Below are 26,966 nucleotides of genomic sequence, written 5' to 3' on the forward strand. Positions count from 1 at the left end.
CATAATTTAGAATTTTACTTCCAATCCTTATCTCCGGCAGCTTTTGCCTGATCTCCTCTATTTTTATCAATATTTTTTAGAAGTTCTTCTGGCCCCATCTCTCCAACTAACATTGCAGACATATCTTTGCCTATTTCCATCCATTGAGGATTTATATACTTGACTGCTGATTGTAATACAACTGCATTCTTAGGATATGATTTATAAAATTCTTTGACTGTATCAGTATATTTAACTGGAGCATTACTATATGGAAGCTTATTAAATTTAGAAACGTTTTCAGTTAGATAAGTAAGACTTTCATCTGATGCAAGAAAATCTAAATATTCTTGTGCTTCTTTTGCATGTTTAGATTTCGAATATATAAGTCTTGATGGTCCTACTGGATTTATATTTAATATTTGATTATCTGCTAAAGGAATTACAAAATATCCAATATCATCTGCACTAAAACTAGAATCCGCCTTATTGACTTCTGTACCAAAACCTTGGTTAGCGATTGTCATTGCAAATTGGCCTGAAGCGATATTTTTTGGAGCATCAGCATATTTGTTAGACATATAATTGTCTCCCCAATATCCTAGTTTCACCATTTCATTAACTTGGCCTAAAATAGTTTCAAATGTTTTATTTCCTTCCAATTTTGCAGTATTATTATTCAATTTATCTACTAATCCCGAATCTGCTGTATCCGCTGCTAAAGCTATTTCTGGGAACCATAATGTGTGATGCCATCCATCTGAAACGCTTTCATAAATAGGAGTAACACCAGATGCCTTTATTTTCTCACATATGTTTTTAAATTCTTGATAATTCTTAGGAATTTGTAAGTTTAACTGTTTGAAAATCTTTTTATTATAACCAATTGCCCAAACAGATGATACATCTTGAATAGGTTCTCCATATAGTTTACCGTTTACAGTTAGCTCATCAGCAACTTCTTTATCTATATTTTTTGCCCAAGAGGCATTTGTTAAATCCAACGCATTTTTTTCTGCATTAACTTGTGTTTCTAAATCAAACCTTCCAGCATTCACAGCAAAAATATCAGTAGCTTCTCCAGAATTTAATTTTGTCATTAACAAGTTATTATATTGATCTGATGGAACAATTTGATAATCGATTTTGATTCCTGTTTTTTCAGTAAATTTTTTTGCTAAATTCAATTCAGCATCTTGAATCCAATCCTGACTTGCCATAAAAGAAATAGTAACGTCATTGTTTTTTAAACCTGATTCTGTAGTGCTAGTACTATTACCACAGCTTACTAATGACATAGTTAATCCGGCTAAAGTCACAACTGACAATAACTTTTTAAAATGTTTCATAATAATTCCTCCCAATTTATATATTATTGACTATTTGTTGCTATGGTTATATTATATATCTGTACTAAGCTGATTTTGAATGTTCATATCTCTCCTATTCCATGTATATTTTTGACTAAATTATTTATTGTAAGGATTGATTTCGCATGAAACTTTTGAAACAACGTAGCATATTAAAAACTCTCTTTATCCCATATACCATATTATTTATAATTATCTTTAATTTTCTTATGTTTTATTTTGTAATGAATGAATCTACTAAAATTAAAACAAATGCTCTTACAACTCTTAATAGTAATATAAAAAATATTAATAATAATTTAGATGTAGAGATTAATTCTTTAGATACTCTATCTCAAAATATCATCTATTCTAATTTAATCAAGGATCATTTTATTAAATATATAAATTATAATTCTGAATCTTTGTCCAATCTATCTGAACACCAAAAAATTGATAATATTCAGAACACAAAAATTTTATATGATTTATTGGTTACAATGATGGGACCTAACCATCCTATAGATCAGATTTATCTTTATGATTTGCATAATCTTGAATTAGGAGTTGGTTTAGATAATTCTTCTTCCTATATTTCAGTGAATAACAAAGCATGGTATGATGATGTTTTATCTTCTAAAGGCGATAAGGTTATTTACTTTAATAAAGATGATCGGCTAGGCAAATATTCACCTTATGAGGAAGGTCAGTATTTCCTTTCATTATATCGCGTTTACTATAATACACTTAATGTCCCACAAGGAATTATTGAAGTTAAAAAGTCATTTAAAAATATTTTTACTATTATTAAAGATTTTAACGATGCTTATGGCAGTAATGTCTATATTTATTATAAAAATGGACAACCAATATACCCTATAAATCAAAGTTCATCTACAACTAATTATTATAATCTTATCTCTACTAATGTCGATAAAAATATAAGCAATAATTTATTTAAATATAAAAATGAATATGTATTATTTGATACCTCTTCATATAGTGATTTCACTATTGTAGCTACAATAGATAACTCAAAGCTTATGTCTCCTATTTATGAATACATCAGAACAAATATAGTGCTATCGTTATTAATTACATTTGCTACTGCAACATTATCTTATTTCATTGCAAAAATTATTACCACTCCATTAAATAAAATATATAATCAAGTTAAAGGTTTTCAGATAACTGACGATGCATCTACTAATTTTAAAGAAATAGATACACATATTACTGAATTAAATACTTTATTCAAAGCCTTTTTAAAAATGCAGCAAAAAGCAAAAAAAGCAATGACAAATGAATTAATTCTTCAAAATCGTGAAATGCAGTCAAAAATGTTGGCTCTTCAATCACAGATGAATCCACATTTTCTATACAATGCCCTGTCAACCATTCAGGCTATGGCTGATGAACAAATGAATGAAGAAATAATAATAATGTGCCAAAGCATTTCAAGAATATTAAGATATATTTCATCAGACAGTCAACAATTAGTTAGTTTAACCGATGAAATAGCTCATACCATTGATTATCTTCAGTGTATGCAGATTCGCTATGATAACGATTTAACGTATACCCTAAACATTCCTGATGAGATGCAAAACATTAAAATCCCGAAACTTTGTTTGCAGCTTATTGTAGAAAATGCAGTAAAATTCACTACAAAAACTGAGCTTCCTTGGCATATTGATATTACAGGTTATGTAACTGATACTCACTGGGAAATACAAATTAAAGATAGCGGAAGTGGATTTGCAGAAGATAATTTAAAACAATTGCAAGAAAAGATAGATTCAATTAACGCAAATGGAGTTCTTCCAAACTTAGAATTAAACGGAATGGGTCTTATGAATATTTATATTCGCTTTAAAATTTTATACAATGGAAAACAAATTTTTAGATTAATCAATAACACTCCAAATGGGGCGACTGTTATTATGGGAGGGATTAAATTATGACACATAAGATTACTTTTTCTGCTATTGTTGTAGAGGATGAGAGATTAATTGCTAAAAACATAATTAAAAACATATATAGAGCTAATGAGAGCTTTGAAGTCGTAGGAACTGCTAGTAATGGTAAAGAAGCATTAGAACTAATAGAATCCTTTCTTCCAAACATTGTACTCACTGATATTTGCATGCCAGTAATGGATGGCCTTGAGCTCTCCAAGTTTATTTTCGAAAAATATCCTTTTATCCATTGTGTAATAATTAGTGGACATAGTGATTTTTCCTATGCTAAAACTGCCATAAGATATGGGGTGTCCGACTATTTATTGAAACCTATTAATCTTGGCGAATTAACTACAACCTTAGATAAAATAGAAAAAAATCTTCTGGCAAGTCAAAACGATTTTAAAGTTGATGAATTTTCTTACAAAAAGCCTAATGAAATTGTGGAGCTTGTGACTGAATATATAAAAAATAATTACCATGAAACAATTGATCTAGCTGGACTTGCATCACATTTTGGATTTTCAATTTCTTACTTAACAAAAATATTCACTAAATACATGAATATGACTCCCTCAAAATTTATTAAAGAGTATCGTATTAATATTTCAAAACAATTATTATGGAATTTTTCTTTACCAATTAGCACAGTTGGTGAAAAAGTTGGTTATCCAGATCAATTCCACTTTAGTAAAACTTTTAAACAAATTACCGGCATGAGCCCATCTGACTATAGAGAGCAATTAAAATTAATAAATTAATGATATTTGTAACTATCATAGATACAGACCGAGTTATATATAATCAATATAGTGCCACGTGAAGAAAGGCAATAAACATTTTATCGATGTTTATTGCCTTAAATATTATCTCTATAGGAATTGACTTAAATTTATACTATTCCTCAATAGATATCTTATAGCTACACTCAAATACCTTATCAGTTGATAGTGAGATCGTACCCTCTTTATCCCTAAATTCACCAGTGAAATCTTCATAATCAGCATGCCCAAACCATGGTTCTATACATAGAAATGGTGCACCAGTTTCAGGTGCCCAAATTCCTAAGTGTGGAAAGCCTTTAAATTCTATACTTAAAGACTTATCATGATTTTTTGATTTCAATGATATCTTATCAGATTTTAGATCATCAAATACTAATACTCCATCTTTAAAGAGTTCTCTAGAAAGTGGTAATGTATGAGTATCTCTAAGGCATTCTGTCCTTTTACGAGAAAGATATGTATCCTTAGTTATCTCAATAATAGAACTTGTCTCTTTTTTATTAAATTGTAGATAACACTCCTCTAATTCTTCACCTTTCTCTATAGGACACATAAATGCTGGATGAGCGCCAATTGAGAATACTATATCCCTATCATCTAAATTTATTACTTTATACGTGACTATAATAGAATTTTCTTCTAATGTATATGTTACAAATAAAGAAAACCTATAAGGATAAATCTTTAATGTGTCCTCTGAGTAATTTAATCCAAAAGTTAGTGAATTATTACTTTCTATTAATAAGGTAAATTCAGATATTCTAGCAAGTCCATGTGCGGGCATTTCATATTGAATTCCATCAACTTTAAGTTTAGAATCCACCACCTTTCCAACTATAGGAAACAAATGTGGTGCGTGATATTTCCAATACTTCACATCTCCGTTCCAAAGATATTCTGTACCTTCTTTTTGTCCTGTTATCGAATGTAACTCTGCACCATGGGTACTTGCTGTGATTTTTATTTTTGAATTTTCTATCGAGTAAATCATATAAATCATCCTTTCATAGATATTAAATTTATGATATATATATATATATTGCAATTCACAATGCACATTTCACAATTCACAATTACAGCTAAAATTCTTACAACATTTTTAGAATTATGATGAAGAATTATTTTTGCAATATATATATATTTAATAAAAATTATGAGAGTTAGGTTCTTAAGTCTCCCTAACTCTCACATATATATATTAACTTAAGGGGGATATCATACGTAGGACTTATCTAAATTTCTTCAACTGTTACCTTATTAAAAAGTTCGTTTACTATAGATTCACTTACAAATCCTGTTTCTTTTTCCATAGCATTTGCTGTTCCACAAGCTGAAGCAAATTTCAAAGTATCTTTGATATCATATTTTCTTTGCAGTGCTACTGCTATTCCTGCAACATAAGAGTCGCCTGAACCTACAGGATTTACTGCTTCAATTTTTGGCACATTTACTTTATAATATTTTCCTTCAAATCCAGCTATTGAACCGTCTTTTCCTAAGGATATAGCTACAAGTGATATTCCTTTAGCTTGAAATTCCTTTATTTCTCTTATAGCATCTTCTACAGACCTAATACTTCTTCCTGTTAGTGCTTCTATTTCATCTTTATTAGGTTTAATAAAGTATGGTTTGCCTTCAATACCTTCTCGTAAAAGATCACCACTTGTATCTAATAAAAATTTCTTGCCTTGAGAATTAGCCATCTCCACTAATTTCCTATAGAAAATCTTAGGTACATTTTTAGGAACACTTCCAGATGCTACAACAACACTAGCTTTCTCAATTAAGTCTATATATTTATCTAAGAAATTTTGTTGTTCAATTTCACTTACTTCTGGTCCTGGTTCAAGTATTTCTGTCTGAACATTATCATCAGTAATAAATGCTAAACAAGATCTAGTTTCTCCACTTATTTTTACAAAATCTTGTTTTATTCCATATTTCTTAAGACTTTCTTCTATAAACTCACCAGATTTACCTCCTAGTAAACCTGTTGCTATACAATCTTCTTTTAAGATAGTTGCTACATTAGCTACATGTAAGCCCTTTCCTCCTGGTGTATTTTCTACATACCTTGCCCTCATTACTTGTCCTTTTTTTATATCATCTATTTCATATCTCTTATCTACAGAGGCATTAAGGTTTATAACTAATATCATCTTTTTTCTCCTCCATCTTGTATTAATTTTCTATCTCTTATAAAACAGAAATTAATATCTATTTGCGCTACCACAAACTTCAATCTTATGCTTCACTATCTTTTTCATAGCTTCTTTACCTGGAGTCATATATTTTCTTGGATCACTTTCCTCTGGGTGTACCTCAAAAAATTCTTTCACAGCACTTGAAAATGGAATCTTTAAGTCTGTAGCAACATTTACTTTGCATATTCCAAGTGAAATGGCTTTTTTAACAAGCTCGTCCGGTACATCAGATGCTCCATGAAGTACTAGCGGAATACTTACTTTATTTCTAATTTCCTTTAATCTTTCGAAATCAAGTTTTGCTTCTCCTTTGTATAATCCATGTGCTGTTCCTATTGCAACAGCCAAAGAATCTACTCCAGTTCTTTCTACGAACTCTGCTGCATCATCAGGATTTGTATACATCGTATCTTTCTCATCTACGACTAAATCATCTTCTCTTCCACCTAATTTTCCCAGTTCAGCTTCAACAGTTGTATCAAATTTATGAGCATAATCTACTACCTCTTTTACAATTGCAATATTCTCTTCAAATTCATGTTTTGAAGCATCAATCATACATGATCTAAAACCAATATCTATATCTTTTTTGATTTCATTAACGTCTTCAAAATGGTCTAAATGAATAGCTATTGGAATGTCATATTTCCCTGCTGCAACTTCTGCCATAGCTTTTATATAATCTGGCCCTGCATAATCTGTAATTGTTGAAGGTGTTCCAGCTATAATTACAGGAGATCTCATTTCGTGTGCTGTTTCTACTACAACTTGTAGCGTCTCTAAATTATGAATATTAAAAGCAGGTACTGCATACCCATCCTTTTGTGCTTTTTTTAACATTTCTCTAGTTGATAATATCATTTTTACTCCTCCTCTTAATTTAAATATGTACAATTTTTTATATTAATATTTCTAATTTACATTTAAGAATTACATAATGAGCTTCAAACTTCTAAGCGTTTTTTCTTATTTAACTTTACAAAAGCGAAACGTTTAGCTTTAATGGTAAATTATATGTTTTTTTCATTATATATCAAAAACTTATTGCCTTCAAGTCTAATTTAACATCTTTCCTAAATATTAAAAATGTATTTTTTATATCTAGATTTATCTTTCTTGCAATAAAATTATGATTATTAAAGCATCTTTCTATTTCTAATTTTTTAAACTAAATCTCTCCAATTGCTCTTTTAATAGTTGTGATTGAGATGCTAACTCTTGAATTTCTGCTGCAACTTTTTGAGATGTATTTGAATTCATCTGAACCACAGTAGATATTCTGTCTAACCCACTATTAATTTCACTTATTTCTACGGTTTGATTCTCAGAAGATATTGAAATTTCTTTAACTAAATTAGTTGTTTGTTCAATATTTGTGACTATATTTTGTAATGATTCAACGGTTTCTTGTGCTAAACTAGTTTCTTCATCTACCGCCTTTATGGATTTTCCAATTATTTGCGTTGTATTTTTAACTGCTTCTGAAGATTTTTCTGCTAATATCTTAACTTCATTTGCAACAACCGCAAAACCTTTACCTGCTTCACCTGCTCTTGCTGCTTCTATGGCGGCATTTAATGCAAGAAGATTTGTTTGTTTTGAAATATCCTCAATAGTATTTATTATATTAGCTATTTCTCTAGATGATTTATTCACTTCTTCCATTGACCTCATTAGTGTACTCATTCTCTTACTACCTTCAGCCACTATCTCTTTAGTCGTACTAGAAAAATTATTTGCTTGCTCTGCATTTTGTTCATTTTTTCTTGCTTTATCTAATATTTCATTAAAGCTAAAAGCTAATTTCTCTATAACATTGGCTTGTTCTATAGATCCTTCTGAAAGAGTTTGAGTTGTTAATGCAATGCTCATGGAAGTACTTGCAACCAAATTGACAGCAGTATTGATATTATTAAAAATATCATTTAACTTGTAAATAATTTTTTCTAATGAATCTCGCATTGGTATAAAATCACCTTTATATTCCATTTCAATATCAATATCTAATTTTCCATCTGATATATTTTCTAAGATCGAAGATAAATCTATTATATATGATTTTAGTGTCTTCACAGTTTCATTTAAATTTTTAACCATAATTCCAAGTTCATCTTCTGACACAAAAGTATCATCATCTTTTAGATTTCCTTGAGATATATCCGCGGATATCTTCATAACATGATATATACCTTTAATTATAATTTCTTGCATTATTTTAGCTACTAAAATTGCTGTTCCAAGTATGAATATTATCATTAATATATCTATTATGAAAACCACATTTTTATATTGGTTCGTTTGACTAACAAATTCGCTTGCTGTTTCTTCTGAAATCTTTGAAATATTAGTTAAGCAATCTAAAGCACCATCAATATTTTGTTTGTATGTACCTTTCATCATGCTTATTGCCTGATTATTGTTTTTTTCTAGAAGAGCTTCACTTATCTTATCCCTATATGCTTGTGAGGCACTCATATATACTTCAAATGAATCTATTAATTTCTTTTGCTCAGAAAACAAATTTCTGAGACTCTCTACTTTTTCTTCAATTTTTTCAGCTTCATAATTGGCATTTGCAACATTATCTTTTATCTTTTGCGGATCTGTTTCTAACATAGCCTCATACATATTTTTATCCATTATCATAAAGTCATTTCTCATATCCCATATCATGTTAGTAACATTATAAGGCCCATTATATAAAGTGTTAGTTTTATTTGCTACACTTCTCAAACTTATCAATGTTGTGATGACGCAAAGAATTGTTAGTGCAATAATCAATGAGAATCCTATCCCTATTTTTCTTTTAATAGGGTAATTCTCTAGTTTTGATTTAAATATCTTATACATTTGAATCAACGCTCCTCACAATAAGTTAAAATTGTTATCAGTAATAACATTATAATTTATCAGTGATTTCCTAAAAACAGTTTTCATGCAAGGTTATTTTTGTAAATTTAAAATTTATATTATTTGATTTAGATGCGAATAGTAAATTTATAGTCTGTGAGCACTTGAAGTTTGATAAAACTCTGCGTTATATCTTTATTATCATGAGTTACTCACAGACTATTTTAAATATCTTTTTTGTATTTCACTAAACTAGATTTCAAAATATTTTTCTTAATTTCGCTGCAATGACCTTTAAAATATATTTTATTTATGGATTTTATACTACTTTAATGGATATAAAACTTTTTGTGATTCATCATCATTAAAGTTTTCTGGTGTTACAATTACACAACCTGTATCAACATTTTTTTCAATTTTTTCTCCATTTAAACTTTTCATAATATTTTCTACTGCATCATATCCCATTGTATATGGTTTTTGAACAGCTGTAGCTTTTATAGTCTTATCTTGTAATAAAGGAATAACATCATCTGATGAATCAAATCCAACTACAATAGCTTTTGAATTTGTTTCTTTAACTCCTCTTGCAACACCAACTAATGATTGTTCATTAGCTCCATAAATTGCTGTTATATCTGGATGTGCTGTAACTATATCTTGAGTAAGTGTCAATGCTTTAGCCTTATCACTGTCGCAATATACTGTTTGAACAATTTCCATACCTGAGAATTCACTAATAGCTTTTTTAAATCCTTTTTCTCTTGCTATTGCTGATCCAGCTCCTGGACTAAAACTTACTATTGCAACTTTTCCTTTTCCGCCAGTTAATTCTCCAAGTTTTTTACCAACTTGATAAGAAGCTTGTTCGTTATCTGTTGTTGCATATGATAAATAATCTTTAACATCACAAGCTGAATCTATTAAAGCTAATGGAATTTTAGCATCTATTAATTTTTGTGCTGCTGGCGCTACTGCCTTTGAATCTGACGCTGCCAATACAACACCATCTGGCTTTTGACTTACTGCATTTTCAACAAGAGTAACTTGTCCATTAATATCAGATTCTCCACCTGGTGCTCCCACAAAATCTATGCTAGCTCCATATTTTTTTGCTGCCTCTTCTGCTCCTTTTTTAACTGTTTGCCAATATGGTGATTCCACAGTCTTAACTACAACTGTTATTTTCTTATTTCCCCCATTACTACTACCACCATTACTTGCTTGATTTGATGATGTACCTCTTCCGCACCCCATTACAGCAACACTTGAAACCATTGCTAATGCAAGAATTAAAGCTAATTTTTTAGTTCTTAATTTCATAATAATTCTCCCTTCATCCTTCTTGATTTGTTCAATTATTTAAAATATAGTGTTTAGTATTTTTATATTTATAAAATTTTATTTATCTTGATATAATAATGCTTTAGTAAATACTTACTCGTATCATTTTCTGTTTCATCATTGCATCAGTTACATAATAAAATTTTAATAATATCGTTTACTTCTCTTACATTATTTTAGCTGTTTTCTTTCTTCTATAAGTATCTAATGCAACTGCAAATATAATTACAAGACCGATTGCTACTTGTTGCCAGAATGCGCTAACGCTTAATAGATTTAAACCATTTCTTAAAACTCCTATTACAAAAGCTCCAATTATTGTTTCTCTTATTTTACCTACACCACCTAAAGGACTACATCCACCAACTATTGCTGCTGATATTCCATCCATTTCATAGCTGAGTCCAGCAGTAGCTTGAGCTGATACTAATCTAGATGCTAATATTATTCCTGCGGCAGCTGCTAATAATCCTGAAATCATATAAACGCCAATTTTAGTTCTATCAACATTAATTCCTGAAAGTTGTGCTGCATCTTCATTACTTCCTAAACAATATACATATCTTCCAAAAGTAGTTTTTCTTAAAATAAATCCGAATATAAATGCAAGAGCAAACATAATAAGTACTGCTACTGGTATTCCAAGCACTTTACCTCCACCAATTACATAAAAGCTTTCTGGTAATCCTGATACAGGTAGCGCACCTGTGATAATATACGCTGCACCTCTTGCAATACTCATCATTCCTAAAGTTGCTATAAATGGTGCAATTTCAAGCTTTGTTATTGCTAATCCTGTTAATAATCCACATAGAGTTCCTACTGCAAGACCTGCTAGTATAGAAATCGGTACTGGAACTCCATAAACCATAAGTTTACCAGAAACAACACCTGAAACCGCTAGTACTGATCCAACAGATAAATCTATTCCCGAAGTTATAATCGCATATGTTTCTGCTATTGCTAAAACACCTATTACCGATGTCTGCAATGCTATTGTAAGTAAATTATTAACAGTTAAAAAATTTTCACTTAATATTGTGAATACTATTCCCATTAATAAGAGTCCGATAAGAATCCCTGAATTTTTTATTAAATATTTTAAATCTACAGTTTTTTCTTTTGAATTTACAACTACTTTTTCCATCTCCATACCTCCAAAACTTTAACTTATTGCATAAGAAAGTATATTTTCTTCTGAATAATCTTTTTTCTCTAACTCTCCTGCAACACTTCCTTCTCTGAAAATAATAACTCTATCGCTAACCCCAATAATTTCTGGTAGTTCTGATGATATCATTATTACACCTATTCCGCCTTCTACAAGCCTTTGCATCAATTCATATACTTCGTATTTTGCACCGACATCTATTCCTCTAGTTGGCTCATCAAATATTAATATTTTAGGGTTTCTACTTAGCCATTTTCCTATTATTATTTTTTGTTGATTACCACCACTTAAATTTTTAGCTAATTGATTCATACTTGGTGTTTTTATTCTAAGACCTTTTATATAAGATTCAGCATTTTCTCTAGCTTTTTTATCATTTACAACTTTAAATTTGCTAATTTTCTCTAGATTAGATAAATTGATATTATATTCTACCGATTGACCTAAAGCTAGTCCATCTTTTTTTCTATCTTCTGTTAGGTATGCTATTCCTTGACTCATAGCATCATGTGTTGATCTTACCTTTACATCTTTTCCTTCTATTTTAAATTCTACAATCTCAGCTTTATCTGCTCCAAATAAAATTCTCGCTAACTCTGTTCTTCCAGAGCCCATTAAACCATAGAAACCTAAAATTTCATTTTTGTATAAGTTTACATTTTCTATATCAAGCTTCTTTCCTTGTTTGACTTTTTTAATTTCTAAGATTACTTCTTTTTTATCAGAAACCTCATATTTAGCTGTAGGAAATTTATTACTCATATCACGTCCAACCATTGATGCTATCATGTCTTTCATCGTTATGTCTTTGTAAGCACAGGTCTTTATAAAATTTCCATCTCTCAATATTGTTACAGTATCACATATTCTTTCAAGTTCCTCTAATCTATGTGATATATATATAATTCCTACACCTTTTTCTTTAAGTTCTTCTATTACTCTAAATAAATTTTCTGTTTCGCTTTCTGTCAACGCAGCAGTTGGCTCATCCATAACTAGAATCTTACAATTTACTAGTAGGGATTTTGCTATTTCAACCATTTGCTGCTCAGCCACACTTAGATTTGAAACCTTTTCATCTGGATTGATTTTAAGATTTAAACTATCTAGTAATTCTATAGCTCTTTCTCTTTGACTTTTATCATCAATTATAAATTTAAAACTTTTATTCATTTTCTCACGTTTAATAAATAAATTTTCCGCGACAGTTAGATCCTTAAATAGATTGAATTCTTGGTACACTATACTTACACCCAGTTTTAAGGATATATCAGGATTTAGTTCTTGTATTTCTTGGCCCTCTATAAATACCTTTCCAGCATCTTTTTGATGAACCCCTGCTAATATTTTCATTAATGTTGACTTTCCTGCTCCATTTTCTCCAACTAAAGCATTAAGTTCTCCTTTTTTTAATAATAAATTAACTCCTGATAAAGCTTTAACTCCTGGAAATGATTTTTCTATATTTTCCATTCTTAATAATTCATCCATTTTATACTTCACCACTTCCTATTATTTTTCTCGCTAAACGTTTAGCTTTTTTTATTCAATTAACATCTAACCGTTATTTTATATAATGATATCACATTATGGTATCATTTACAATATGTAATTACATAATATTATAGAAATTTTCACCTCCAGTTTTTATTTACATACATTGTAAATAGTGGAGTTAATATTATAGTAATTATTACTGCAGCAGCGATTTGAGTAGTTGCAGATTCAACATAAATCTGAAATCTATTATCTAGTAATGCTAATGCCGAAGGCGTTGCTATAGCATTACCTGCAACACTAGATAGCGCAGCCCCTGCATATCCTGGTCTTTTATTTATGACCTTATCAATCACCACCAAAGGTATTCCTGTTCCTATAAGAACAATTAGTCCAAGTAAAAGTCCACCTAGTCCAGCTTTTACAACGTTTTGTAAGTTTATAGAAGCGCCTATACAAAAGCCCATTAAAGGAATTATCATAGTTATTCCTGGTTTAAAAAACGCTCCTATCTCTTCATCTATATTTCCAATTAACATTCCAACTAAAAATGGTCCCATTACACTAATAAAACTAATTATCGATATATTAGCCTTGCCACCTATACCTAAAATTATAAGGGTAAAAAAAGCACCTGTATTAAAATTTAGTATATTCTGAGCGGCTAAATCTTTTTCATCACCATACTCACTTACTAGAGTTAAATACAAATTATTATTGCTATTAGTAGCAGCTCCAACAATTGCAATTGTTGATATACCTAGAATACCATCAAATCCGAAATATGCATTTAATATAATTCCAATAATAGCTCCAGATAAAACTTTGGCAGCTAACAATACGGATCCTCTTTTAAAACATTCTTTGATATCTCTAATTTTAAAATTTGTTCCTAAGCAAAATAAACATATTCCTATTATCGTAGCAGATCCTTGTGCTGAAAATAAAGCGGTTGTAAACGATCCTATTTTCATTATATCCGGTGTAAAAGTGTTTATTACAGCAGCTAATATTAATGGAACCATCATTAATCCACCAGGCACTCTTTTTATAGTTTTTAAAATTCGCAAAGTATTCACCTCTGTTTACTATATACTTTTTTCAACTATGTTTTGTTGGGCATTCTAGTTTTACTTTATATAACTTCTATAGATTTAATGAAAGCTTTATAGTATATATTCATAGGTAAATTCTATTTACTTAAAAACATGAGTGCCTGATATATTCTTATAAATCCTTAAAGAGTTGTTATTGTTCCATCAAGATCCCATAAGTCTTCCCAATCTTTAGCACCTTCCCATAAGAATACTTGTCCTTTAATTAGACGACAATTCTTATCTGCTTCTTCAAGCTCTTTCATTTCTTCATCAGTTAAAGGATCTTCAACTGCACTTAAAAGATTACTATAGTATTCATTTTCGTGAATTGAGAATGGAATTGGCGTATGTCCATGTTGAACTCCCCATTTAACACAAATTACTGCTGGATGAACTTTATGTGCTTTTGCAATCTTAACTACTGTAGGTTCTTCAATATCTGCAATATCACTATCAGTTTTATCTCTATCTGGGCGAGTTGGTGATCCAATTGGGCAGAATCCAATTACTTCTATACCATTATCTTTACAGAATTTATATAATTCTGGTTGTTGGAAACATGGGTGCAATTCCATTTCATTAACAGCTGGCTTAATCTTAGCATCTCTTAATATTAATTTTAATTTAGGAATTGTTACACTAGATGTTCCTATATGTTTTACTAGTCCCATTTCAACTAATTGTTCCATTTGTCTCCATGTCTTCATGAAATCTTCATGTATATATGGTTTTGCATTTGGATCACGAGAATCTACTGATACTCCTTTAGCATGGAAGTTAGGGAATGGCCAATGTACAAAATAACAATCTAAGTAATCTAATTGAAGATCTTTTAATGTTTGCTTGCAAGATTCTATAACATTATCATGTTGATCATTCCAAACTTTTGATGTTATAAATAATTCTTCTCTTTTGATTCCACTTGCTAATATTTCCTTATAAACTTCACCAATCAAATCTTCATTTCCATAAACACTAGCTCCATCAAAAAGCCTAAATCCTAATTTAGCTGCTCCTTTTACTGCATTTGCAATATCTTCAGCTGAAAAACGATCTGAACCGAAAGTTCCCATTCCTATTCCAGGCATTTTAGCCCCTGTATATAATGTTCTTTGTGGCACTTTATTTGGGTCTATAGGTGTAAAATTCATATTTATCTCTCCTCTTTAATTTATTTCTTATAGTTTATTTTTTATAAATTCCTTTAATATAATTTATCTTAAAATAGCTATTAATCAGCTATTAATTAAGCTTGTTTATTTTTATATAATTAACTTTTAAATCTCAAACAATACTTTTGTAGCGCAAGCTTCTCTGTCTCTCATTACTTCAAATGGTGCTAAACCATCTTCTAATTTATATACATTTGTAATCATTGATTTTAAATCTATCTTCTTTTCTTTTATATATTCAACTGCTGTAGTCCATTCATATCCTGGATAAGGTGCACTATAAGACATCCATGAACCTGTTATATTTAATTCTCCTCTTAATATCTTTTCAAAAGTCTCTGGTTTAAGAGTTAAATCTCTAGTTGCAGTTCCTATATATACAACTGAACCACATTTTTTTACTATCTCTAAACATTGGGCTTGAGCTATAGGTGATCCTGAATTTTCAACTACTACTTCTGGCTTACCATGTTCAGATAAATACTCATTTAAATCCACCTTCATTGAATTTATTACATCATCCGCACCTAATTTTTTTGCCAATTCTAATTTTTTGTCAACAACATCTACCATATAAACTTTGCCTGCACCTACTGCCTTCAAACACTGAAGTGCTAAAAGACCTATAGTTCCTGCACCGAAGACTAAAGCTGTTGCTCCTGCTTTAATATTAATTCTTTGAATACCATGTAGTGCTACTGTTAATGGCTCAATCATAGCTCCTTCTTTATAATCAACTTCATCTGGTAATTTAACTACATTTTGAGATTTAACTGCTACATACTCTGCCATAGCTCCATTTTGCCTAGAGCCTATAAATCCATAATCACTACACATTGCAGGTCTACCTTGCTGACAAGCTTCACATTTTCCACATGGTAGTAATGCTCCTGCTGTAACCCTATCGCCAACCTTAACGTTCTTTACTTTCTCTCCTACTTCAACTATCTGTCCAGAGAATTCGTGTCCTACCACTATAGGAAATGAATGTACACCTCCATCTAAAGCTCTTGGAAGATCGGATCCACAAATTCCACAGTACTTAACTTTTATCAATACTTCGTCATCCTTATATTTAGGTATTTCTAAATCTTGCAATTCTACCTTTGAAATACCAGTTATAACTAATGCTTTCATTTCTACACCTCGCTTTTTTTGAATGTGTCTTTCAAATTTTCATATATTTCTAAATATATAGGATAATATCTCTTATATATTTCATGAGCCTTCATATCGGGTTCATGTACTCTAGTAATTTTTATAGTTCTTTGAACTGCTTCCCTATAATCCTTATAAAGACCAGTACCAACTCCAGCTAATATTGCTGCTCCTAAGGTAGTCGCTGTATCTGAAGTTGGAACTTTAATTCGTTTTCCTGTTACATCACTTTTTATTTGAGTCCAAGTTAAACTATTAGCAGCTCCACCGATAGCAATCAGTTCCTCAACATCAACATTTACCTCTTTTGCAGTTTGTAAATTATGCTCTAATGAATATGCTGTTCCTTCTAATATAGATCGTACTATGTGCCCCTTTGTCTTATCGTATCCTAAACCATAGAACACTCCTTTAGCATGTTTATCCCATATAGGTGATCTCTCACCTGCCATGTACGGTAAATATATCACTCCATCTGCTCCAATATTTACACCCTTTGCTTTATTTACTAATGCATCAAATGAATTTTCGCCAGTTTGTTCTTCAATATACTTTTCGTATTCTCCAAATTCATTTCTGAACCACTTAAGACTTCCCCCACCAACTGTTCCGCCTTGAAGCAGCCATGCATTTGGTATCACATGAAATCCTAATATTAATTTTTTATGGCCAATGGGCTTATCTAAACAAATACTCATGCCGCCAGCTTGTCCACCTTGTTCCTGCGTTTGTCCAAACTCAATAACTCCAGCACCTAAAGTTCCGCAAGCTGCATCTAATCCACCAGCTACTACCGGTGTTCCAATTGCTAACCCAGTCTGCTTTGCTGCAATATCGTTTACAGTTCCGACAACTTGATCACAAGGAACTATGTCTGGTAACTTTTCCATAGGTATTCCTAATTCTTCGCATAGTTTAGCATCATATTTTCCCGTTTTCATATCAAAGCAATGAAGTCCATATCCTTGTGATAAATCTTGTGTCATAGCACCTGTTAATTTGAATGCTATGTAACTATTGCTTTGAAGGAATTTATAAGTTTTAATGAACACATCAGGTTTATTTTCTTTAAGCCATAAAATCTTAGGAGTTGTGTATGTGGCATCAAATGAATTACCACTAACTTCAAATATTTTGTCTTCTCCTATTTTTTTTATGACTTCCTCACATTGTTTTGTAGATCTTCTATCCATCCAGATCATTGCATTATGAAGAGGTTTACCTTCAACATCCACAGGGAGTGCAGCCCAACCTTGTCCATCTATTCCAATACCTTTTATTTGTTCTGGATTAATATGACTTTGTTCAATGCATTCCTTTGTTGCATCACACACAGCATTCCACCATTCTTCGGCATCTTGTTCTACAAAATCCTTTTCTGGATAATACACTGAGTATGCCTTATTAGATTGTGATACTACATGTCCATCTAAATCAAATATTGCAACTTTACAAGCTGATGTTCCAATATCTATTCCTAATAACAACTTTTCCATCGTTTCACCTCTTTATAGATTAATATTTCTAATTCTATTAACTTTACTCAGTTACAACGCCTTTTTTAATCAAAATATTTGCATATAATGCTGATTCGCCGGTAACTACAACCGCATATGCTTTTTTAGATCTTTCATAAAAATCCCATTTATCCATATATTCAAAATCTGTAAAATCATCATGACCATTCTTAACTATTTTTCTATATTCCTCCCAAATTGTAGGAACTATAGGATCACCTTTTACAACTTCCATCAATGCCACTGGTTTTTCAACATAAGTATCAAGAGGGAATAATTTTAATATAGCCTCCAAAACTTCTGGAACATTGTGTCCATCTAATCTAACTAACCTTTGAGAATATGTTCCAGCCGGAAAATTTCCGTCAGAAATCACAATTTCATCTGTATGACCCATTTCCATTAAAATTTTCAAAAGCTCTGGTGATAATATTTTCGAAATTCCTTTTAACATATTAGCTCCTCCTAATTGTTTCGTCTATTAACTTTGTATTATAGCGAAACGTTTTGTTTTTTATTTAAAAATCATGTGTAATTTCTTACACACGTATTTTCACTTAGCTTTTCCAATAGATTTAGTAACAATTAAATCTGATTTCAATCTATTTATTGATGGGAAATTGCTATTATCCCCACTCATTCTTTTAAGCAATAATTTCGCTGTCGTTTCACCTATCTTTTCCATAGGTTGAACTACTACTGACAATGGCGGATTCAATACCCTTATTAATTCCATATTATCAAAACCTATTATAGATAAATCATCAGGTATATTAATCCCCATTTCATTTATGGCCATTACTGCACCTAATGTCATTTCATAATTAGTTACATAAACAGCAGTTGGCGGATCATCCATGCTCAATAATTCTTTGAAAAGAGCATATCCACTATCCATTCTGTAATCTCCGTATTTTATCAAATTCGAATCAATTTTAAATGAATAATCTTCATGCACTCTATAATAACCTTTTAATCTTTGCTCAGCAGTATACATTTCTTGGGGCCCTACAATTACACCAACTCTTTTATGTCCCTTGGTAAATAAGGTTTCTACTGCATTATATGATGAATTTAAATTATCCCCAAGTACCACATCACATTCTATATCTTTTAAAAGTCTATCAATAAGTATTACTGGTATTCCACTTTCTAATATCTCACGTAACTCGTTTACTTCTTTCCCTGATGGTACTAAAACTATTGCATCTACCGACTTATTTACTAAGAATTCTAATTTCTTCTTTTCTAAGTCATAATCTTGCTTGTAGTCACATATTATAGTTCCGTAACCGTCTTTCAAAAGAACATCTTCTATTTTTGAAACAATTGATGTAAAAAACAGATTATTTAAATCTGGTAGAGCGATCCCTACTGTTCTAGTTTTATTAGTCTTTAATCCTCTTGCCATTTCATTAACCGTAAAATTTAATTCTTCAATGGCAGCTTGAATTATTTCTCTATTTTTATCTAAAACATTTCCACCATTTATGTATTTAGATATAGTTGCTATTGATAAGCCTGTTTTTCGAGCTACATCTTTAATTGTCGCACTTATTATAACCACCTCCCTAAGTGAAACGTTTAGCTTAATTCAATATTATATCTTTCTATTTTATTTGTCAATAGATAATGTCTAATTTTACTAAATAAATTAGTAATAATTTATTTTTTTATAACATTAATTAATTGAAAATCTCTAAGCCAGTGATCAAATTGAGGAATGCACTTCAAACCTACTATATAACTTTAGAGTTTCCATATTTGATTTTATGTCATTAAAATTACTGCCTAGCACTTGCCTTTTTAGCATTCCTCTTTTTGATTTATTCTATTTTTTATTGTAATATTTCTATTTTCTTAACTCCTCATTGAATAATTAAAATATTAGTCACCAAATAGGATAATACGTTTAGCTCTGTATATTAATGTTTAATATTCTTACTTATAAGCTCCATAAACGTTTCAGGGGGAACTACTCTTACGCTTTTGTTTTCTTTTAGCATCTTCGTAACTTTCTCCACGTTACTTGTCTCTTTTGTCCATACGTGCACATAGACAAAGGAGTATGCTTCTGGACTATGGATATTTGTTTGTCCTAAACTAACTCTATCATTTATCCTTTTTACTAACTCTTCTTCGTCTTCAAGTGAATTCCAAAGTAGATCTCTGCAAGACACTAAAGGTTTATTATTAGACCATAAAATTTCTCCTTTATAATTATCGTGTCTATGATAGTCAAGATAAAATAAACCTTTGATATTTGATTTTTTAGTAAACTCATTCCAAAGCTCAATATCATGAAACGCAGAATCATCTATTATTGATACGCAATTTTCATTTACTCTTTCCATGTAATTATTTAATAAGTCAACATATGAACCTAACTTATTACGAGGAAATTTGCTTGGATATATGTATCCATTTCCAGAAGGAGCTACTATGAAATTATTCCTTGGATCCTCATTGCTTATGCTTTTGTTATATAAATCAAATACAGTAGGACTTAAATAATATAATGCTGGAGTCATAGACCAACCTAAAGAAAGTTTGTCTCTATTCTCATACCCAAACCACTTAGACGAACCATAATTAGTTCCAAGGTTCCACTGCTGATTGTCTCCATCTGACATTATAAAAGTAACATAATGAACATTTTCTTCTTTAGGAACTTTTAATGAAGAGTTTTTATTAATATGAGGTTCTTTGAAAGCACTCAATGTAGTTAAATTATAGGACCAATCTGCTGCAACCATGCTTACACCATATTTTGAAGCTGTACTCACGTTAATAAACTCATCTGGACCCCAGCCCAAACATGTAGCGTTATCATCCACAGAAGAAAATATTTTATCTCTAAGAGCTGTTTTATCTACACTTCCTTCATAAAATATTAAAGATTTAGTCATTATGGCATAGTCCCTTAATGCATCAATTCTATCAGGAGAAAGCTCCATTACCATGGAATGATTTAGTCCTTTATTCCACAAATTATCATAGGCCCAATTTTCATCTGTACTTCTGCAATCTCCTTTACTTTCTATACCAAGTTCTTTTATTTTAGGTTCCAGCTTTTCATCAATAACTATAGCGTTTTTAATGCCTGCTAAGGAACAAGCATTGTTTATTGAAGGATCTTTAGTTTCACCATTATAAAGCACGTACCCTTTTATATAGTCTTTATATATTTTTATTAGCTCCCAAGGATCTGATATCATTTCATAAGGTACATTATGATTACTTTTTAAATCTTCCAACCATATTTTATAATCAGGCTGAGAAGAATTAAGTGTATATATTTGAAAAGAACAATGATTATTAACTAGCCCCTGAAGGCTAGTTATCATTGTTCTTTCACCAGGTGTCATAGAATCTAAAGAAATCGCATATAAAGATTTAGGAACTATATTATTTTTCATATAAACAGAATTTACATTTGATACCTGGATAGCATTAGATTTATCTGTTTCATCTATACTAGAAGCTTTACTATTCCACTCACTCCATTTAGTATCAAATGAGTCTCCATTAGCTTTGCAATAATCATAAAATTTATTTAAGAATCCCATTCTTTCATTATTATAAAAGGACTTCAATGTAGTATCCTCAAAATTTGCTAATGCCAATTGTCTTTTAATTATGCCATCAGCATTGACATCTTTATAATTATTAATCATGTCATACATTATCATGAAAGTAGATGTTCTTCCTATGCCTTCTTTGCAATGAAAGTGAAGCCAAGAATCTTTTGGTTTATTTTTTATGAATTCCATAAAATAATCAACCATATCATCAGTAGGTATTCCACCATCTCTAACTGTTACTCTTTCATATCCTAAATTTTTTGATTTAGTAAGTTCTTCTTCGCTTTGAACTGTTTTAACATCCATGGTTTGTTTAGAGTTATTATAAAAAGTTATAGGTTCATTTAATTTGATACTTTTTAAATCCTCTTTTTCTTTAGCTATAACTTGATCTCTTGTGAGTCCTACATTAGCATTATTTCTTGCATCTGCCCAGCTAACTGCAAATCCATTTATGAATCCATGACATTCCTGTCTTAAATCTATTACTGTCATAGGCAGAGAAGTATCAATTGCCTTTGTTAAAAGATCTATATTATTCCCTGAAAATTGTTGACTGCCAGAAATATTCAGCTTATCTAACCCCTTAAGATCCAAATCTTTATTGTCCTTTACAACTGCTAAATCAGTAGTTTTTCGGAAGTGCTTTGGTAAAACACTATTATAATTAACTGAGTCTAAAATTAGATGTACTCCATTATCCTTGTCCGACGGTACCTGAGCTATTGCATTGTTGTTCACTGCAAATGAGAAAATGCTGACTATCAGCATCGTTAAGATTGTAATCCTTTTAAAATTTTTATTCATATTGTTCCTCCTATTTTTAGATAATCATTAGTTATAATGATAGTATCCGATAGGAACATAATTTTTATTCAAAATAGTAATTTAAAATCATATAAATTCAAAATATCATATATTTCTTCTTGAACCTTAATCTATATTTTAATATTGTATTTACTTTATTTGTATTTATCTAGAATCAATACATTACAAAGTTTATTGTAATTTTATATACTTTTTATCCTTCCTCAAAATATAAGATATTAAATCTAAACCATTCATAGTTTCACATTAATAAGTGGAACTTTATGCCATGTGTAAGTATATCTATAAATTATAGGCCTTTTATATAGCTATCAAACGTTAAGACTAGATTTATGTGGTCGAAACCATAAATATTTTGATTCAAAAAAGCTATGAAAATATCGTTAAAGGTTTTAAGCAGCAAGCAGTTTATGGTTTAGATTGATTAAATATAAGTTTACATTAGTGATAAATTTCAAGTGCTAAGTTAATAAAGTATAAGGAGGATGAGGACTAGAATGTGTACAGCAATAACACTACAATCAAAAAAGATGGAGAATTTTTTTGGGAGAACTATGGATTTTTCTTATGATATTGAGCCAGAACTTTATGTTGTACCTAAAAATTTTGTATGGAATAATACTCTCAACATGAGTAAAATTTGCGATTACTATAGCTTTATAGGAATTGGACAAGAAGCAGGTGAAATGCTTGGTTTCTTTGATGGAGTAAATGAAAAAGGATTTGCAGCTGCAGCATTATATTTTGCAGGTTATGCTAAATACAAGACTCATAAAGATTCCATTACCATGGAAGCTGTTTCCTCATTAGATTTTCTTCATTATATTTTAGGAAGATGTGAATCAGTAAAAGATCTTAAAGAAATATTAATGGAAATAGATATTGTAGGTCTTGAAGATCCAGTAACGCAAACAGTGGCTCCTTTGCATTGGATTGCTACAGATAAAAGTGGAGAATGTGTCGTCATTGAACAAACAGAAAGAGGTCTAACTTTATACAAAAATTCAATTGGAGTAATGGCCAATAGTCCTGATCTTCAGTGGCACATGACTAATTTACGAAATTACATGAATGTATCTCCAACTCAGACTAGCGATGCATGCTGGGGTAACATTCATTTAAGGCCATTTGGTCAGGCTGGAGGAACTATGCAGTTACCTGGAGGCTACACATCTCCAGAACGATTTGTAAGAACAGCATATCAAAAAACACATATTAAAGCGCCTAGTGACAGTTTAGAAGCAATAAATACATGCTTTCATATTATGGAAAGTGTTTCTATTCCAAAAGGGATAGTAATAACAAATAGAGATACTTATGATTATACAAAATACACTGCCTTTGTTAATACAAATACTTGTGAATACTTCTTTAAAACTTACGATAATCCTAATATTACAAGAGCAAGCCTTTGGGATAACTATAAAGAAAGTACTCATCTAATCTCTCTAGGAAAGTTACGGCGTCCAATTAAATTTGGAGAAATATAGTATTGATTCTACCATTTAAAATATATAAGCTACACTTACGAATGACACAATATCCATAGATTTGACCGTACTATAATTTTATGAAGAATAAAAAAGTTCACCATACAACAATGATGAACTTTTTTTAGTATCTATTATACTCTACTATTAATTTACTTCTACTACCTTTAAATCTACTTATATCTCAGTTAAACTATTTCTGATAAGAAAAAGTGTATCTATTTTTTTAATTCAATTACTATATCATCTAATGCAAATTCATTATTTTTAGGGTGATTCTCATCTATAGCAGGACTTGTATCAACAGCTTTTCCCTCTCCATTACCTGATTCTTGATGTACATTATTTGATAAATGCACTTTAGGAGTTATTATTAATTTAGTTGCATTTGGATTTAACTCCCCAAAACTTGACATGGATTTTCCGGCATATCTTCCTTCACTACCTTCATTTGTTGAAACACTTGTTGCTTTATAAACATTTCCTAAATCATCTTTTACTTCTTCTATAGGAATATCTACAATAAAGTATTTCTCCTGTAAATCCTTTGAAGTTTCTTGAGAATAATTTAACGTAAATGTTGCTGATGTTTTAGAAATACTTTCTATATTTAATTGAACTCCATTTTTTTCAGTTGTCTTATTTACTATTTGTTTAACATTATCTAATGCTTTTAAATTAATTTTAAACTTCCAATTTCCACTTATTTCTTTAGAATTTTCAGAGCTCATATCTCCTATATCTGTGAAATTTAATTCAAAGTTTATGGCTTTTCTTTCTTCATCTATAGTAATAGTTTCTTCACCCACATAAGTATCCTCAGCAACCCTTTTTACTCCAGAACTTCCTCCTGTCCCTCCATTATAATCTTTTATAGTAACTCTCGGTCCATTCATATTGAAAAATGGATTATCGCCTAGATCTTTATCGCTTATTATTTCATAGGTATAAGTTAAGGTTTTTCCATCAAATATTGCTTCTTTTATTGTGACTTTAATACCATTACTTTCTTGTGTAGCCCCTACCACATCTGCATATTCCTTATATTTATCATATGCACCTGTTCTACCATTATCTATAAACCTAAATATATCTCCAACTATCGGAATTTCTGCTGCATAAGATGGATAGGCTATCCCAAAGTTCCTGCACCTCCAATTAACAAACAGCACAAAACTGCTATAGCTATTCCCTTATTTCTATATGACTTATCTTTATTTATAGACTTCTTTAAATACTTTTTTACCTTTGCTTTTTCAATATCAGTTGCATCTATTATCTCCATTTCATCTTCATCTATTTCTATATCATTTAGAATTTCATAAATATCCTTCATATTATACTACCTCCAAATTTAGCCTAAGTTTTTTCTTACCCCTATAAATTCTATTGTCTAACGCAGCTCTGGTAATTCCAAACTTTCTAGCAATATCCTCAGACTTTTCCCCTAGAAAGAACTTCATAATAAATATGTCCCTATCCATAGGCTCAAGAGTGTTAATTAAGTTTATCAATTCATTTCTTTCTTCTAGCTTAATAATTTCTTCTTCCACTAATTCATTTGTGCTTATTTCCTTGTCCTCTATGCTTACATGCAAATTCTTAACTTCTTTCCTGTAATAATCAATAGCTTTAAATCTTGCTATCTTAAATATCCATTTCTTGAAATCAACTTCTTCACCTGTAAATTTATCTGAATTATTCCATACTGAAAGAAATACATCATTTATACACTCCTCAATAATTCCATCCTTGTTAAGTGGTGAAAGTACTTTATATACTGTGGATTTAACTAATGCCAGATATTTATCTACTATAAATTCTATGGCATCTTCTTTCCTCTTTTTCAGCCTACTGATATAATTTTTTTCGGTACACCTCATTGAAATTTCTCCAATCCATTATTTTCGTAAAAGCTCTTACACTTTATATAACGTAAATAAAAATGTTTTCTCTCATTTTATTTTTATTTGTCTTACATATTTCTATTTTAGTACTTATTATAAAGATTTTCACATTCATTAAATTTACTAAACCTCTTCGTGTTAAATCAAAGTAAGGACTCCTAGTAAAATGGTGATGCCTTCTCTGAATCTAAGAAATACTTTTTTACCTAATTGACTTTCCTTTAATATATAAATTCTAAATAACATCATTAATTTTTTATAAAATTATTTACTTTATAGTTTTCGCTTGTCCGCTAAGATCTAATGAATTAAACCTTTTAGAATTCATATAGATCAACTATAAAGTTTTCTTTGTGTCTTTACTTCAACTTTTTTATTATTTGCTGCTTAAAAAAATTTTAGGATATTTATATAACTTATGGAATTAATGCGTATATCATATACGAAAACAAAATGAAGGAGGTAAAAATATATGGCTGTAACTAAAACTATTGACTCTGTTTCTCTTAGTATTGAAGTTGAAAAAGGAGTAGATAAAACTGGCGATCCAATTTATACTAAGAAAACTTTCTCAGGCATCAAAACAGATGCAGCACCAGAAAATATCTATGCTGTTGCTGATGCAATTAAAGCTGTTATGGAAGCTAATACTAGGGACTACTTTATAAATGAATCTTCTAGTTTAGCAAATGCTTAAGCAGATAAGTGAGAGTCCAAATCTATGATTTGGTTTCTCGAACTTAGTTAAATCATGTATATGAGTTAGCTTCCTTAGCTCTAATCTAAACAGAAAGGTGGTGAATTAAATGGAATATTCTTTATCTATGACTTTCTTAACTGCGACTGGTGAAAAAAGTACTTTAAGTGTTTCTGGTGCTAAACCAAGTCTTACAAAAGACGAGATTAATGCACTTATGGATACTATAATTGCTAAAAATGTTTTCAAAACTAATTCTGGTGATTTAGTTAAGAAATCTGGTGCTCAAGTTACTCAAAGACAAGTTACTAAATTTGATGTAGCTTAAGTTTTAAGTAACCTAAAAAAGGAAGCTTATCTTGTAGTGGATAAGCTT

Annotated in this window: 23 protein-coding genes; 5 read left to right on the top strand and 18 right to left on the bottom strand. The window is 30.4% G+C overall.

Features of this window, described 5'->3' with window-relative positions:
• Nucleotides 1-14 precede the first annotated feature (14 nt).
• Entirely contained in the window at nt 15-1,328 is a 1,314-nt protein-coding gene (locus AXY43_RS06630; RefSeq protein WP_105411258.1) for an ABC transporter substrate-binding protein, read from the bottom strand.
• A 146-nt stretch (nt 1,329-1,474) separates the two neighbouring features.
• Between AXY43_RS06630 and AXY43_RS06635 the strand changes: the two genes are divergently transcribed.
• Nucleotides 1,475-3,292, top strand: coding sequence for a sensor histidine kinase (locus AXY43_RS06635; protein ID WP_065419036.1), 1,818 nt, complete (start codon nt 1,475-1,477; stop codon nt 3,290-3,292).
• Nucleotides 3,289-4,050 (top strand): response regulator transcription factor, encoded by a 762-nt coding sequence (locus AXY43_RS06640; protein ID WP_039773809.1) that lies wholly within the window; start codon nt 3,289-3,291, stop codon nt 4,048-4,050. The genes AXY43_RS06635 and AXY43_RS06640 overlap by 4 nt, the downstream gene beginning before the upstream one ends.
• A gap of 136 nt (nt 4,051-4,186) precedes the next feature.
• Here the strand turns inward: AXY43_RS06640 and AXY43_RS06645 are convergent, their stop codons facing one another.
• The 14 genes from AXY43_RS06645 to AXY43_RS06710 all read right to left on the bottom strand — a co-directional run bounded on the left by AXY43_RS06645 (nt 4,187) and on the right by AXY43_RS06710 (nt 22,475).
• Nucleotides 4,187-5,065, bottom strand: a complete 879-nt coding sequence (locus tag AXY43_RS06645; RefSeq protein WP_039773808.1) for an aldose 1-epimerase family protein — start codon at nt 5,063-5,065, stop codon at nt 4,187-4,189.
• A 241-nt stretch (nt 5,066-5,306) separates the two neighbouring features.
• Complete coding sequence (locus AXY43_RS06650; protein ID WP_039773807.1) at nt 5,307-6,233, bottom strand: 1-phosphofructokinase family hexose kinase; 927 nt, start codon at nt 6,231-6,233, stop codon at nt 5,307-5,309.
• Between the two features lie 51 nt (nt 6,234-6,284).
• A complete protein-coding gene (locus AXY43_RS06655) occupies nt 6,285-7,139 on the bottom strand; it encodes a tagatose bisphosphate family class II aldolase (RefSeq protein WP_017210285.1) in 855 nt (284 codons plus the stop codon).
• A gap of 294 nt (nt 7,140-7,433) precedes the next feature.
• Nucleotides 7,434-9,128 carry a methyl-accepting chemotaxis protein gene (locus tag AXY43_RS06660; protein ID WP_023974558.1) on the bottom strand — a complete coding sequence of 565 codons (1,695 nt, stop codon included), beginning with the start codon at nt 9,126-9,128 and terminating at the stop codon, nt 7,434-7,436.
• Between the two features lie 324 nt (nt 9,129-9,452).
• A complete protein-coding gene (locus tag AXY43_RS06665) occupies nt 9,453-10,451 on the bottom strand; it encodes an ABC transporter substrate-binding protein (protein ID WP_017210283.1) in 999 nt (332 codons plus the stop codon).
• A 187-nt stretch (nt 10,452-10,638) separates the two neighbouring features.
• Nucleotides 10,639-11,619: an ABC transporter permease gene (locus tag AXY43_RS06670; RefSeq protein ID WP_017210282.1), complete on the bottom strand. Its 981-nt coding sequence runs from the start codon at nt 11,617-11,619 to the stop codon at nt 10,639-10,641.
• Nucleotides 11,620-11,637: 18 nt separating this feature from the next.
• Nucleotides 11,638-13,134, bottom strand: coding sequence for a sugar ABC transporter ATP-binding protein (locus AXY43_RS06675; RefSeq protein ID WP_077856183.1), 1,497 nt, complete (start codon nt 13,132-13,134; stop codon nt 11,638-11,640).
• A gap of 143 nt (nt 13,135-13,277) precedes the next feature.
• Nucleotides 13,278-14,210, bottom strand: a complete 933-nt coding sequence (locus AXY43_RS06680; RefSeq protein ID WP_039773805.1) for a 2-keto-3-deoxygluconate permease — start codon at nt 14,208-14,210, stop codon at nt 13,278-13,280.
• Nucleotides 14,211-14,377: 167 nt separating this feature from the next.
• Nucleotides 14,378-15,388 (bottom strand): aldo/keto reductase family protein, encoded by a 1,011-nt coding sequence (locus AXY43_RS06685; protein WP_039773804.1) that lies wholly within the window; start codon nt 15,386-15,388, stop codon nt 14,378-14,380.
• Between the two features lie 126 nt (nt 15,389-15,514).
• Nucleotides 15,515-16,546: a galactitol-1-phosphate 5-dehydrogenase gene (locus tag AXY43_RS06690; protein WP_039773803.1), complete on the bottom strand. Its 1,032-nt coding sequence runs from the start codon at nt 16,544-16,546 to the stop codon at nt 15,515-15,517.
• A 2-nt stretch (nt 16,547-16,548) separates the two neighbouring features.
• Nucleotides 16,549-18,063, bottom strand: a complete 1,515-nt coding sequence (locus AXY43_RS06695) for a xylulokinase (protein WP_077856184.1) — start codon at nt 18,061-18,063, stop codon at nt 16,549-16,551.
• Nucleotides 18,064-18,106: 43 nt separating this feature from the next.
• Nucleotides 18,107-18,538, bottom strand: a complete 432-nt coding sequence (gene fucU / locus AXY43_RS06700; RefSeq protein WP_017210276.1) for an L-fucose mutarotase — start codon at nt 18,536-18,538, stop codon at nt 18,107-18,109.
• A gap of 99 nt (nt 18,539-18,637) precedes the next feature.
• Complete coding sequence (locus AXY43_RS06705; protein ID WP_017210275.1) at nt 18,638-19,651, bottom strand: LacI family DNA-binding transcriptional regulator; 1,014 nt, start codon at nt 19,649-19,651, stop codon at nt 18,638-18,640.
• Nucleotides 19,652-20,009: 358 nt separating this feature from the next.
• The gene (locus AXY43_RS06710) at nt 20,010-22,475 is read right to left on the bottom strand and encodes a GxGYxYP domain-containing protein (RefSeq protein WP_077856185.1); all 2,466 of its coding nucleotides are present in this window, start codon (nt 22,473-22,475) and stop codon (nt 20,010-20,012) included.
• Between the two features lie 518 nt (nt 22,476-22,993).
• Between AXY43_RS06710 and AXY43_RS06715 the strand changes: the two genes are divergently transcribed.
• The gene (locus AXY43_RS06715) at nt 22,994-23,986 is read left to right on the top strand and encodes a linear amide C-N hydrolase (RefSeq protein WP_105411259.1); all 993 of its coding nucleotides are present in this window, start codon (nt 22,994-22,996) and stop codon (nt 23,984-23,986) included.
• Between the two features lie 218 nt (nt 23,987-24,204).
• Here AXY43_RS06715 and AXY43_RS06720 read toward each other — a convergent pair whose 3' ends face one another.
• The 3 genes from AXY43_RS06720 to AXY43_RS06725 are packed head-to-tail and all read right to left on the bottom strand — an operon-like array spanning nt 24,205 to nt 25,869.
• Nucleotides 24,205-25,158, bottom strand: coding sequence for a DUF4179 domain-containing protein (locus tag AXY43_RS06720; protein ID WP_243099178.1), 954 nt, complete (start codon nt 25,156-25,158; stop codon nt 24,205-24,207).
• On the bottom strand, nt 25,119-25,322 hold the full coding sequence (locus AXY43_RS27700) for a hypothetical protein (RefSeq protein WP_243099179.1): 204 nt from the start codon (nt 25,320-25,322) through the stop codon (nt 25,119-25,121). Before AXY43_RS27700 ends, AXY43_RS06720 begins: the two co-directional genes overlap by 40 nt.
• A gap of 1 nt (nt 25,323) precedes the next feature.
• On the bottom strand, nt 25,324-25,869 hold the full coding sequence (locus AXY43_RS06725; RefSeq protein WP_105411260.1) for a sigma-70 family RNA polymerase sigma factor: 546 nt from the start codon (nt 25,867-25,869) through the stop codon (nt 25,324-25,326).
• A 496-nt stretch (nt 25,870-26,365) separates the two neighbouring features.
• Between AXY43_RS06725 and AXY43_RS06730 the strand changes: the two genes are divergently transcribed.
• Nucleotides 26,366-26,590, top strand: coding sequence for a DUF1659 domain-containing protein (locus tag AXY43_RS06730; protein WP_039773800.1), 225 nt, complete (start codon nt 26,366-26,368; stop codon nt 26,588-26,590).
• Nucleotides 26,591-26,699: 109 nt separating this feature from the next.
• Nucleotides 26,700-26,918 (top strand): DUF2922 domain-containing protein, encoded by a 219-nt coding sequence (locus AXY43_RS06735; protein WP_039773799.1) that lies wholly within the window; start codon nt 26,700-26,702, stop codon nt 26,916-26,918.
• The last annotated feature ends 48 nt before the right edge of the window (nt 26,919-26,966 follow it).

This window comes from Clostridium sp. MF28 (genome assembly GCF_002969175.1).
Lineage (GTDB): Bacteria > Bacillota > Clostridia > Clostridiales > Clostridiaceae > Clostridium > Clostridium beijerinckii.

Coding starts and splice junctions, on each gene's coding strand:
- AXY43_RS06630 (WP_105411258.1), bottom strand. CDS start 1,328: ATGAAACATTTTAAAAAGTTATTGTCAGTTGTGACTTTAGCCGGATTA.
- AXY43_RS06635 (WP_065419036.1), top strand. CDS start 1,475: ATGAAACTTTTGAAACAACGTAGCATATTAAAAACTCTCTTTATCCCA.
- AXY43_RS06640 (WP_039773809.1), top strand. CDS start 3,289: ATGACACATAAGATTACTTTTTCTGCTATTGTTGTAGAGGATGAGAGA.
- AXY43_RS06645 (WP_039773808.1), bottom strand. CDS start 5,065: ATGATTTACTCGATAGAAAATTCAAAAATAAAAATCACAGCAAGTACC.
- AXY43_RS06650 (WP_039773807.1), bottom strand. CDS start 6,233: ATGATATTAGTTATAAACCTTAATGCCTCTGTAGATAAGAGATATGAA.
- AXY43_RS06655 (WP_017210285.1), bottom strand. CDS start 7,139: ATGATATTATCAACTAGAGAAATGTTAAAAAAAGCACAAAAGGATGGG.
- AXY43_RS06660 (WP_023974558.1), bottom strand. CDS start 9,128: ATGTATAAGATATTTAAATCAAAACTAGAGAATTACCCTATTAAAAGA.
- AXY43_RS06665 (WP_017210283.1), bottom strand. CDS start 10,451: ATGAAATTAAGAACTAAAAAATTAGCTTTAATTCTTGCATTAGCAATG.
- AXY43_RS06670 (WP_017210282.1), bottom strand. CDS start 11,619: ATGGAAAAAGTAGTTGTAAATTCAAAAGAAAAAACTGTAGATTTAAAA.
- AXY43_RS06675 (WP_077856183.1), bottom strand. CDS start 13,134: ATGGATGAATTATTAAGAATGGAAAATATAGAAAAATCATTTCCAGGA.
- AXY43_RS06685 (WP_039773804.1), bottom strand. CDS start 15,388: ATGAATTTTACACCTATAGACCCAAATAAAGTGCCACAAAGAACATTA.
- AXY43_RS06690 (WP_039773803.1), bottom strand. CDS start 16,546: ATGAAAGCATTAGTTATAACTGGTATTTCAAAGGTAGAATTGCAAGAT.
- AXY43_RS06695 (WP_077856184.1), bottom strand. CDS start 18,063: ATGGAAAAGTTGTTATTAGGAATAGATATTGGAACATCAGCTTGTAAA.
- fucU (WP_017210276.1), bottom strand. CDS start 18,538: ATGTTAAAAGGAATTTCGAAAATATTATCACCAGAGCTTTTGAAAATT.
- AXY43_RS06710 (WP_077856185.1), bottom strand. CDS start 22,475: ATGAATAAAAATTTTAAAAGGATTACAATCTTAACGATGCTGATAGTC.
- AXY43_RS06715 (WP_105411259.1), top strand. CDS start 22,994: ATGTGTACAGCAATAACACTACAATCAAAAAAGATGGAGAATTTTTTT.
- AXY43_RS27700 (WP_243099179.1), bottom strand. CDS start 25,322: ATGAAGGATATTTATGAAATTCTAAATGATATAGAAATAGATGAAGAT.
- AXY43_RS06725 (WP_105411260.1), bottom strand. CDS start 25,869: ATGAGGTGTACCGAAAAAAATTATATCAGTAGGCTGAAAAAGAGGAAA.
- AXY43_RS06730 (WP_039773800.1), top strand. CDS start 26,366: ATGGCTGTAACTAAAACTATTGACTCTGTTTCTCTTAGTATTGAAGTT.
- AXY43_RS06735 (WP_039773799.1), top strand. CDS start 26,700: ATGGAATATTCTTTATCTATGACTTTCTTAACTGCGACTGGTGAAAAA.